Origin of the sequence: Streptomyces sp. NPDC005820, from assembly GCF_040630255.1 — a bacterium.
Taxonomy (GTDB): Bacteria; Actinomycetota; Actinomycetes; order Streptomycetales; family Streptomycetaceae; genus Streptomyces.
In genome coordinates this window covers 98,101-108,273 of the sequence record NZ_JBEXXE010000006.1, presented here as the reverse complement: position 1 = coordinate 108,273, position 10,173 = coordinate 98,101, and the positions used below count along the sequence as shown (strand labels likewise).

The following is a 10,173-nucleotide window of genomic DNA, read 5'->3' as shown; positions in this document are numbered from 1 at the left end:
GCGGGCTCAGGGGGCGGAGAGCATGGGGCCGAGGATGCCGGCCACTTCGGGCCGGGCCAGATAGCGGGTCGCCTTGTGCGAGGCCACCAGTCCGAGGGTGACCTCGTGGTGCTCGTCGATTCCCGGGAAGCGGCCGGGCAGGTCACGCGGGACGGCCACCATGTCGCCCACGTCCGCGATGTTGACCCAGCGGGCGACCTTCGGCGGCCGTAGCCCCTTGTGCGCCTCGTTGCCCTCGCCGAGGGCCAGACGGTCGAAGACGACATGCGGCATGCCGAGGGGCGAGCCCAGTGTCACGAGCAGGTCGAGTGCGAACGGCCGGTGCCACAAGGCCTCGTACGCCACGACGGATCCCAGCGAGTGCGCCACCACCACCCGGGGACGGCGTTCTGCCAGCACCCGGTGGACCTCGTCGCGCACCGCGGCCCGTCGCTGCGACGCCGGGTCGGAGACATAGGTGTCCACCTCCCGGCAGAACTGCGCCGCGAAGCGCTGCGCCGCCGTCCCGAACCGTTCGGCGAGCCAGCCGGCCGCCTGCCGCACGGGCAGCGTGCCCGGCCCCATCGTGACCTCGGCCGGCGCACCCAGCGCCGACACCCACTCCACCAGGAGTCGCTGGGCCCCCGGCGGCAGGTGCTCCGCCTCGTCGGTGCCCATGGTGGTGCCGAGGTGCAGCAACTGGGCGTAGTAGGCGGCATGGAACGCCCCGGGATCGAGCGGCAGCCCGAGCGCCGCGGCCCATTCGTCGGCGAGCGCCCGACCGGCCAGCTCCACCGTGCCCGCCCGGGCCAGATACCGGTAGCACCGGATGCCATGGATCCCGACGATCATCGCGCCTCCCCCGTACGGCCCGGACACCGCCCCTCGGGGAAGCCTAGGGCACGGTCGGTGCCGGGCGGGGCCGATCGCGTGCGGCCGGGGATTCGGTTCCGCCCGGTGGCCGGGCGGGGGCGAGGTGGGTGTGCACGCGGCGCAGCAGGGAGGCCAGTTGGTCGCGTTCCGGTTCGCTCAGGGGGGCCAGGAGGTCGTCGTCGGTGGCGGCGATGTCGGCGTTGAGGAGGTCGAGGGCCGTGCGGCCGTCCGGGGTGAGGCGTACGTGGACGAGACGGCGGTCCAGGGGACTGCGGACGCACTCGACATGTCCTGCCCTGTCGAGGTCCCGCACGATCTTGGCCAGGTCGCTGGCGTTCATGTCCAGCCGGGCGGCCAGCACCCCTTTGGGCTGGGGGCCGAGGTCGGCGACCATGGTCAGGACGGTGAGGTGCCACAGCCGCAGCCCTCGCGCGGCGAGTCTCTCCGACAGTGTGCGGCGCGCGGCCTTGCCCATCGCGTACATGAGATACGCGTTGAGACGCAGCACGCCGGTCGGCGCCGTTCCCGTGACAGCCGTCTGGTCCACGGCATCCCCCTTCTCTGGTTAGGTTACCCTAACTTGAGTGCTTCCGTGTGCGGGGACAGGGGGTGACGTACCGTCAAAAGGCCATCGCCGCACGGGGGATCGGCTGATCCTCGCGCGAGCGATGGCCGGGACGGTGCGGGAGGCGAGGGTCAGGGGCGGGTGGTCAGATAGCCGCCCATGGAGGTGAAGTACTCGGTCGCGGGCAGCTCGCGGCCGTCCTCGGTGCGGACGCGGGTGAGGGCCAGGCCGTGGTTGCGGCCGGTGCGGGCGTCGGCTCCGGCGACGATCACCACGCCGTCGCCCTCGCGGTAGAAGACGCGGCCGGGTGTGCCGCCGTAGAGCCCCTCGGAGACGAAGGCGGCCAGGACCTCCAGCCGCTTGCCCTTGTGGAAGGTGAACGCGCTGGGGTACGGCTCGGACTGGGCGCGGATCAGGCGCTCCAGGTCCTCCGCCGGCCAGGTCCAGTCGATACGGCTGTCCTCGATGGACCGCTTGTGGAAGAAGCTGGCCTGCGAGCGGTCCTGCCGGGTGAACTCCGTCTGCCCGGAGGCGATGAGGTCGAGCGCTCCGATGGTGACCGGGGCGATGAGGTCGACGGTCTTGTGGAAGAGGTCGGTGGCGGTGTCCGTCGGTCCGACCGGCACCGCCTCCTGGCGCACGATGTCGCCGGCGTCGAGCTCGTCGTTCATCATGTGCGCGGTGACGCCCACCTCGGACTCGCCGTTGATCAGCGCCCAGATCAGCGGGGAGAAGCCGGCGTACTTCGGCAGCAGTGAGTCGTGCACGTTCAGTGTGCCGTGCCGGGGCAGATCGAAGATGCGCGGCGGGATCCACGTACGCCAGTTGTTGGCGACGATGATGTCCGGGTCGGCCTCCTTCAGGCGCGCGAACAGCTCGTCGTCGTCGGGGCGGTTGCGGATGACGACCGGCACGCCGTTCTCCTCGGCGAGGTCGGCGACCGAGTCGCTCCAGATCTTCTCGTACGCGTGCTCGCTCTTGGGGTGGGTCACGACGAGGACCACGTCGTGCTCGGAGTCCAGGAGGGCTTGCAGGGTGCGGTGCCCCCAGGTCTGGTAACCGAACATGACGACCCGCATGGGGTTCCTCCTCAAGGCAGGGATTGGGCCTGGCCAGTAAAGCAAGGCTTACCTAAGTGGTCAACGGGGCCTGTCGAGAGGTGGGTTGACGGGCGGTCACTCGTGGGCTGTCCGGTTTGTTCTATGGACAGGCCCCACGGAATGAGCTTAGCCTTACCTAAGTTCGGGTCGCGGCTCTTCGGCGTGCCCGGCATTCGTACTTCCCGATGCTCGACCAACGGCCGCCTGCCCCGCAGGGCGGCCGCCCGCACGATGGGAGTGACATGGCACAGGCTCGTCCTGGCGACGCCCTTTTGATCCACGACCTCATAGGCATCGGCTTCGGGCCGTCCAACGTGGCCATGGCGATCGCGCTCAGCGAGCACAACGCAGGCGCCGACCCCGAGGAAGCGGTCACCGCCCACTTCTTCGAGCAGCAGCCGCGCTTCGGATGGCACCGCGGCATGCTCATCGACGACGCGACCATGCAGGTGTCCTTCCTCAAGGACCTGGTGACGCTCCGGAACCCGGCCAGCGAGTACAGCTTCCTGTGCTACCTCCAGAGCCAGGGACGGCTGATCGACTTCATCAACCACAAGAACCTCTTCCCGCTGCGGGTGGAGTTCCACGACTACTTCGAGTGGGCCGCCCGCAAGGTCGACGACATGGTCTCCTACGGCCACGAGGTCGTCGGCGTCATGCCCGTCGTCCGCGACGGCGTGGTGGAGTACCTGGACGTCACGGTCCGGTCGGGGGAGGGGCTCGCGGTCCACCGCGCCCGCAACCTCGTCATCGGCACCGGTCTGCGTCCCCTCATGCCGGAGGGCGTGGAGCGCTCCGAGCGTGTCTGGCACAACTCCGAACTCCTGGCGAAGGTCGACGGGTTGGACGGCAGCTCGCCCTCCCGCTTCGTCGTCGTGGGCGCCGGACAGAGCGCCGCGGAGAACGTCGCCTACCTCCACCGGCGCTTCCCCGAGGCCGAGGTCTGCGCCGTCTTCTCGCGTTACGGCTACAGCCCGGCCGACGACAGCAGCTTCGCCAACCGGATCTTCGATCCCGCGGCCGTCGACGAGTTCTTCACCGCGCCGGAGAACGTCAAGCGCCGGCTGATGGACTACCACGGGAACACCAACTACTCCGTGGTGGACATCGACCTGATCGACGACCTGTACCGGCAGATGTACCAGGAGAAGGTGCTCGGCAGCGAGCGCCTGCGCTTCCTCAACGTCTCCCGGCTCACCGACGTCAAGGACGCGCAGGGCCTGGTGCGGGCCACCGTCACCTCCCTCGTCACCGGCGAGGAGACCCTCCTGGACGCGGACGTGGTGGTCTTCGCCACCGGCTACAGCCCCGCCGACCCCGTCGCCCTGCTCGGCGAGGTCGCGGACCGCTGTCTGCGCGACGACGAGGGCCGGGTCCGCGTCGAGCGCGACTACCGCATCGCGACCGACCCCGACCTGCGCTGCGGCATCTATCTGCAGGGCGGCACCGAGCACACGCACGGCATCACCTCGGCGCTGCTGTCCAACACCGCCATCAGGGTCGGCGAGATCCTCGACTCGCTCGTCGGCCGGGGCCCGAAGCCCTCCGCGGCGCGGACGGTCACCGACGGCACCAGCAGCACCGCGCGCTAGTCCGGTCCATCCGATCAAAGGGATAACGTACGTCGACATGGGCACGACTGCAGTGGAGCGACCCGCCTCCGAGGCCCCGACGCAGGCCCGCCGCAGGCGAGTTGTGGGTCTCGGCGTGCTGGCGGCGGTTCTCGTCGCCGCCGGGGTGGTGTCGTTGGCGGTGGGTGCGCGCGCGTTGACTCCCGGCGAGGTGTGGCACGGGCTGTTCGCGGCGCCCGACGCCGATCGGCGGCTCACCGAGATCCGGCTCATCGTGCAGACGGTCCGGGTGCCCCGGACGGTGCTCGCCATCGTCGCGGGCCTCGCCCTGGGCGTCGGCGGTGCGCTGATCCAGGGCTACACCCGCAACCCGATCGCCGACACGGGCCTGCTGGGGGTGAACTCCGGCGCGTCCTTCGCCGTCGTGACGGCGATCTCTGTGTTCGGGTTCGCCCACCCCTTCCAGTACGTCTGGTTCGCCTTCCTCGGCGCGGCGGTCGCCGGCGTCGTCGTGTTCGGCCTGGCGAGCATCGGCCGGGGCGCCGGCAATCCGCTGACCCTCGCCCTCGCCGGGCAGGGCGTCACGGTGTTCCTCGCGGCGATGACCACGGCGGTCGCGCTGTCGGACCAGAAGTCGCTGAACGCCCTGCGGTTCTGGAACGCGGGCTCGGTGGCCGGGATCGGCTTCGACGTGATCTGGCCGGTGACCGCGTTCATCGTGGTCGGGCTCGTGCTGGCGCTCACCACGCTGCCCACCGTCAACCTGCTGAACCTCGGCGACGACGTGGCGCGCGGGCTGGGCGTGAACATCGCGCTGAGCCGGACGGTCGGCATCGCCGCCATCACCCTGCTGGCGGGCGCGGCGACGGCCGCCTGCGGCCCCATCGCCTTCCTCGGGCTCATGGTGGCCCATGTGGCCCGGTATCTCACCGGACCCGACTACCGCTGGCTGGTGCCGTACGCCGGTCTGCTCGGCGCCATCGTGCTGCTGGTCTGCGACATCGTGGGGCGGCTGGTGGTGCGTCCGGGGGAGCTGGACGCGGGTGTCCTCGTCGCCCTCCTCGGCGCGCCGTTCTTCGCGGGGCTGGTGTGGCTCGGAAAGTTCAAGAACGCATGAACGGGACGGACGTGAAGTCATCGGTGGCGCCGGGCCTCAGGCTCGGCCGGGTGTCGTTCGTGTGGCGGCCCTGGCTGGTCCTCGTCACCGCGCTGCTGGCGGCGGTCACCTTCCTGGTGTTCTGTCTGTCCGTCGGCGTCGGGGACTTCCCCATCGGCCTGTCCCGGGTGATCGCCACGATCCTCGGCCGGGGCGAGCAGGTCGACGAGTTCGTGATCATGGATCTGCGGATGCCGCGTGCCCTGGCCGGGGTCGTCGTGGGGATCGCGCTCGGCGTGTCCGGGGCGATCACCCAGTCCGTCGCGCGCAATCCGCTGGCCAGTCCGGACATCCTCGGGATCACCGGCGGCGCGGGGGCGACCGCGGTGTTCCTGGTCACGGCGACGGGCGGGACCGCCTCGGCGATCGTCGACTCCGTGGGGGTGTCCGCGGCCGCGCTCATGGGCGGTCTCGGCACCGGGCTCCTGGTGTACTTCCTGGCGTGGCGGCGCGGGATCGACGGCTTCCGGCTGATCCTCATCGGCATCTCGGTGAGTGCCGTGGCGGAGGCGATCACCACCTGGCTGCTGGCCACGGCCGACATCAGGGACGTGGCCCAGTCCCAGGCCTGGCTGGTCGGTTCGCTGGACAACCGGTCGTGGAACGAGGTCCATGTGGCGCTCTGGGGCACGCTCGTGCTCCTGGTCGTGGTGGCGTGCCTGTCGTTCCAGTTCAAGCCGATGCACCTGGGCGACGATGTCGCCGCGGGCCTGGGCGTCCGCCACTCGGCGGTGCGGGCGGCCCTTCTGCTGTGCGCGGTCCTGCTGGCCGGCGTGGCGGTGAGCGCGGCGGGCCCGGTGCCGTTCGTCGCTCTGGTGGCCCCGCAGGTGGCGATGCGGCTGACCCGGTCCCCGACCCCGCCGATGCCGGCCTCCGGTGTGGTGGGCGCCCTGCTGCTGACCGGCTCGGACCTGCTGGCGCGTACGGCCCTCCCCGTCAGCCTCCCGGTCGGTGTGGTCACCGCCGCGATCGGCGGCCCCTTCCTCGTCCATCTGCTGGTGCGGGCGAACCGCAGATAGCTGACACTACGTTAGGTAAGCCTGAACAAGGGGGCCTTGTGGTCGCTCAGTCCATCACCGGCGTCGAGACCGGGACCGATACGGCCGCGAGGCTGGCAGCCAGGGGCGTCACGGTCGGGTACGGCGCCCGGGCCGTGATCGAGGATCTCGACGTGGCGATACCGCCCGGCCTGATCACCACGATCATCGGCCCCAACGGCTGCGGGAAATCCACCCTGTTGCGGACCCTGGCGCGGCTGCTCAAGCCGGCCGGCGGGACCGTCGTGCTGGACGGCGAGGACATCGCCGGACTCAGGACGAGGGACGTGGCGAAGAAGCTCGGTCTGCTGCCGCAGGCCCCGGTCGCGCCGGAGGGGCTGACGGTGTCCGACCTGGTCGCCCGGGGCCGCCATCCGCACCAGAGCTGGCTGCGGCAGTGGTCCTCCGACGACGCCGCCGTGGTGGAGCGCGCGCTCGCCATGACCGGGGTGTCCGACCTGGCCGGCCGGGCGGTCGACACCCTGTCCGGCGGCCAGCGGCAGCGCGTCTGGATCTCGATGACCCTGGCCCAGGGCACCGACCTGCTGCTGCTCGACGAGCCGACCACCTATCTGGACCTGGCGCACGCGATCGACGTGCTCGACCTGGTGAGCGACCTCCAGGGCTCGGGGTGCACCGTGGCCATGGTGCTGCACGACCTCAACCTGGCCACCCGCTACAGCGACCACCTCGTCGTGATGCGGTCCGGGGCGGTCCTGGCGCAGGGACACCCGCGCGACGTGATCACGGCCGAGCTGCTCCACGAGGCGTTCGGACTGCGCGCCGTGGTGATCGACGACCCGGTGGGGGACCGGCCGCTCATCGTCCCGATCGGGCGTACGCACGTTCAACTCGACTAGACCCCAACAAAGTTGGGTAAGTTAGGCTAGGCTAACCTTACTTCAATGCGGTACGGTTTGCCTGCCCTTACCCGGGGCTAACTGGACAGCGCGAACAGCAAGGGGATTGACGGATGCTCCTCCACAGAACGACGCGCAGGACGCCGTGGCGCCGGCCCGCGGCGACCCTGTCCGCCGCGGCCCTCGGCGTCGGCCTCCTCGCGGGGTGCGGTTCCGGCTCGGACACGGACGCGGCCGACAAGGCGGGCGACGCCACCTCGACCACCGCGGCCGGCGCCTTCCCGGTCACCGTGGAGCACGCGTTCGGCAGCACGACGGTCAAGAAGGCTCCCGAGCGGGTCGTCACCGTCGGCTACACCGACGACCAGACCGTCCTGGCGTTCGGCATCAAGCCCGTCGGCATGGTCGACCAGTACCCGAACCCCACGGGCCAGAGCCCCGACATCAACACCCAGTGGCCGTGGGTGAAGGACAAGTGGGGCGACACCAAGCCCGAGGTCATCATGAAGAACGGCGACTCCGGCCCCAACTACGAGAAGATCGCCGCCCTGCGCCCGGACCTGATCATCGCGGTCTACTCCGAGGTCGACCAGGCCGCCTACGACAAGCTCTCCAAGATCGCTCCCACGGTGGGCCGTACCAAGACCGAGAAGGAGCTCTTCAGCGCGCCCTGGCAGGACAACGCCCTCCAGATCGCCAAGGCCCTCGGCAAGGCCGAGGAAGGCCAGAAGATGGTCGACGACATCGAGGCCAAGCTCGACGCGGCGAAGAAGGCGCACCCCGAGTTCGCCGGCCAGAAGGCCGTCGTGCTGTCCTGGTACGAGAACTCCGTGGCGCCCTTCACCTCCACCGACGTCCGCGGACGGCTCGTGTCCGGCATCGGCTTCTCGTACCAGACCGAGATCGACAAGATCGCGGACGGCAGCTTCTACACCAAGCTCTCGCCCGAGCGCGTCGACCTGGTCGACGTCGACCGCATCTTCGTCATCAACGACAAGGCCGACACGGACGCCCTGAAGAAGTTCAAGCTGTTCGCCAACCTGGACGCCGTGAAGAAGGGCAACGTGTCCTACCTGCTGGACAGCGAGGGCCCGGCGGTCGGCGCGGCCATCTCCCAGGGCACCCTGCTGTCGATGCCGTACGCCATCGACGAGCTCGTCGAGTCGGCGGCCGGCCAGTAGATGTCGACCGACACGCGTGTGGCCCCCGCGACCCTGCGTACCGCGTCCGGACGCGAGGCCACCCGATGGGTCACGGCGCACTGCCGCGAGGCGCCCTGGCTGACCACGGCCACCGTGCTCACCACGGTGGCCGGGGCGGCGCTCCAGGTGCTCCCCGTGCTCCTGCTCGGCCGGGTGGTCGACGGAGTGGTCGAGGGCGAGTCCCGCTCGATCCTCGTCACCGTCGGGGTGCTGATCGGGGCCGCCGCGCTGCTCGGCGCGGCGGCCACCGCGGTCTCCACCCGGCTGATCGGACGGCTCGGCGCCGACCTGCTCGCCCGGCTGCGGGAGGGCGCCGTCCGCGCGGTGCTCGGCATGCCGAGCGCACGTATCGAGGAGGTCGGCCGGGGAGACGTCCTCTCCCGGGTCGGCGACGACGTGGCCGTCATCTCCAAGGGCATCCGTACGGCCGTCCCCACGGTGTTCTCGGCGGGGGTGCTGGTCACCATCGCCACGGCCGGCATGTTCGGACTCGACTGGCGGCTGGGCCTGGCCGGCGCCGCGGCCCTGCCCGCGTACGCCCTGGCCCTGCGCTGGTACCTGCCCCGCTCCGCCCCCCTCTACCAGCGGCAGCGGATCGCCCAGGCCGACCGTGCCCAGGCGCTGATCAGCGGCCTGAACGGGATCGACACGGTCCGGGCCTACCGCCTCGAGGACGCCTTCCGCGAGAAGGTCACCGCCGAGTCGTGGCGGGTGCGCGACCTGGGCATCGACGTCTTCCGGTTCTTCGGCCGGTTCGTCGGCCGGGAGAACCGCGCCGAGTTCATCGGGCTGGTCCTGATCCTCCTCGTCGGATACGGCCTGCTGGAGGCGGACGCCGCCACCCTGGGCGAGGTGTCCGCGGCGCCGCTGCTGTTCCACCGGCTGTTCACCCCGCTGGGCCTCATCATGTTCACCTTCGACGAGGCGCAGAAGTCGGGCGCGAGCCTGACCCGGCTGGTCGGCGTGCTGGGGGAGGCGGCCGAGGGCCGGCTCGTGGGCGACCCCTCCGTCGCGCCGGCGGACCCCGCGCCCCTGCCGGTGACGGTCAAGGGACTGACGTTCCGCTATCCCGGCACCGACGAGCCGGTCCTCAGGGACGTCGACCTGACGATCCCGGCCGGCGGTTCGCTCGCCCTCGTGGGGGCGACGGGCGCGGGCAAGACCACCCTGGCCGCGCTGATCGCCGGCATCGGGACCCCGACGGCCGGGTCCGTGCGCATCGGATCGACCGACCTCGCGGGTCTCGACGAGGCCGGGGCGCGGGCCCTGGTGAGCATCCTGACCCAGGAGACCCATGTGTTCTCCGGTCCGCTCGCCGACGACCTGCGGCTGGCCGCTCCGCAAGCCACCGACGGCGAACTGGCGGGCGCCCTGCGCACGGTCGGCGCCGGCGCGTGGGCCGAGGCGCTGCCCGAGGGGCTCAACACCCCGGTCGGCGAGGGCGGCGAGCGGCTGGACGTCACCAAGGTCGCCCAACTCGCCCTCGCCCGACTGGTGCTGGCCCGCTCGCCGGTGGTCGTGCTCGACGAGTCGACCGCGGAGGCGGGCAGCGAGGGCGCCGCCGAACTGGAGCGGGCCGTCCTGGCCGCCTGCTCCGGCCGGACCACCCTGTTCGTGGCGCACCGGCTCACCCAGGCGATGGCGGCCGACCGGATCGCCGTACTGGACGCCGGACGCGTCGTCGAACAGGGCACGCACGACGAACTGGTGGCTGTGGGCGGCCGCTACGCACGACTGTGGCGGGCCTGGCGAGAAGGCAGTTGAGCGGCCCGAGCCAGGCAGCCCGACGTTATGTGAGGCAACTTTCATGCTCAGAAGGGGCGTTGAGTC

At 71.0% G+C, this 10,173-nt stretch carries 9 protein-coding genes; 6 read left to right on the top strand and 3 right to left on the bottom strand.

Annotated elements, in window-relative coordinates; genetic code table 11:
- Positions 1–6 precede the first annotated feature (6 nt).
- From ABZ464_RS09390 to ABZ464_RS09380, 3 genes are all read right to left on the bottom strand, one after another.
- Complete coding sequence (locus tag ABZ464_RS09390; protein WP_359273265.1) at positions 7–831, bottom strand: hypothetical protein; 825 nt, start codon at positions 829–831, stop codon at positions 7–9.
- Between the two features lie 43 nt (positions 832–874).
- A complete protein-coding gene (locus ABZ464_RS09385; protein ID WP_359273263.1) occupies positions 875–1,399 on the bottom strand; it encodes a MarR family winged helix-turn-helix transcriptional regulator in 525 nt (174 codons plus the stop codon).
- Positions 1,400–1,548: 149 nt separating this feature from the next.
- A complete protein-coding gene (locus ABZ464_RS09380) occupies positions 1,549–2,496 on the bottom strand; it encodes a methionyl-tRNA formyltransferase (protein WP_359273261.1) in 948 nt (315 codons plus the stop codon).
- A 263-nt stretch (positions 2,497–2,759) separates the two neighbouring features.
- Between ABZ464_RS09380 and ABZ464_RS09375 the strand changes: the two genes are divergently transcribed.
- The 6 genes from ABZ464_RS09375 (at position 2,760) to ABZ464_RS09350 (ending at position 10,107) form a co-directional block, all read left to right on the top strand.
- Positions 2,760–4,109 carry a lysine N(6)-hydroxylase/L-ornithine N(5)-oxygenase family protein gene (locus tag ABZ464_RS09375; protein WP_359273258.1) on the top strand — a complete coding sequence of 450 codons (1,350 nt, stop codon included), beginning with the start codon at positions 2,760–2,762 and terminating at the stop codon, positions 4,107–4,109.
- A 37-nt stretch (positions 4,110–4,146) separates the two neighbouring features.
- Positions 4,147–5,205, top strand: a complete 1,059-nt coding sequence (locus ABZ464_RS09370; RefSeq protein WP_359273255.1) for an iron ABC transporter permease — start codon at positions 4,147–4,149, stop codon at positions 5,203–5,205.
- Positions 5,202–6,263, top strand: coding sequence for an iron chelate uptake ABC transporter family permease subunit (locus tag ABZ464_RS09365; RefSeq protein ID WP_359273252.1), 1,062 nt, complete (start codon positions 5,202–5,204; stop codon positions 6,261–6,263). The genes ABZ464_RS09370 and ABZ464_RS09365 overlap by 4 nt, the downstream gene beginning before the upstream one ends.
- A gap of 38 nt (positions 6,264–6,301) precedes the next feature.
- Positions 6,302–7,141 (top strand): ABC transporter ATP-binding protein, encoded by an 840-nt coding sequence (locus tag ABZ464_RS09360; protein ID WP_359273249.1) that lies wholly within the window; start codon positions 6,302–6,304, stop codon positions 7,139–7,141.
- Positions 7,142–7,254: 113 nt separating this feature from the next.
- Positions 7,255–8,322 (top strand): iron-siderophore ABC transporter substrate-binding protein, encoded by a 1,068-nt coding sequence (locus tag ABZ464_RS09355; RefSeq protein ID WP_359273246.1) that lies wholly within the window; start codon positions 7,255–7,257, stop codon positions 8,320–8,322.
- Positions 8,323–10,107 (top strand): ABC transporter ATP-binding protein, encoded by a 1,785-nt coding sequence (locus ABZ464_RS09350; protein ID WP_359273243.1) that lies wholly within the window; start codon positions 8,323–8,325, stop codon positions 10,105–10,107.
- The last annotated feature ends 66 nt before the right edge of the window (positions 10,108–10,173 follow it).

Coding starts and splice junctions, on each gene's coding strand:
- ABZ464_RS09390 (WP_359273265.1), bottom strand. CDS start 831: ATGATCGTCGGGATCCATGGCATCCGGTGCTACCGGTATCTGGCCCGG.
- ABZ464_RS09380 (WP_359273261.1), bottom strand. CDS start 2,496: ATGCGGGTCGTCATGTTCGGTTACCAGACCTGGGGGCACCGCACCCTG.
- ABZ464_RS09375 (WP_359273258.1), top strand. CDS start 2,760: ATGGCACAGGCTCGTCCTGGCGACGCCCTTTTGATCCACGACCTCATA.
- ABZ464_RS09370 (WP_359273255.1), top strand. CDS start 4,147: ATGGGCACGACTGCAGTGGAGCGACCCGCCTCCGAGGCCCCGACGCAG.
- ABZ464_RS09365 (WP_359273252.1), top strand. CDS start 5,202: ATGAACGGGACGGACGTGAAGTCATCGGTGGCGCCGGGCCTCAGGCTC.
- ABZ464_RS09355 (WP_359273246.1), top strand. CDS start 7,255: ATGCTCCTCCACAGAACGACGCGCAGGACGCCGTGGCGCCGGCCCGCG.
- ABZ464_RS09350 (WP_359273243.1), top strand. CDS start 8,323: ATGTCGACCGACACGCGTGTGGCCCCCGCGACCCTGCGTACCGCGTCC.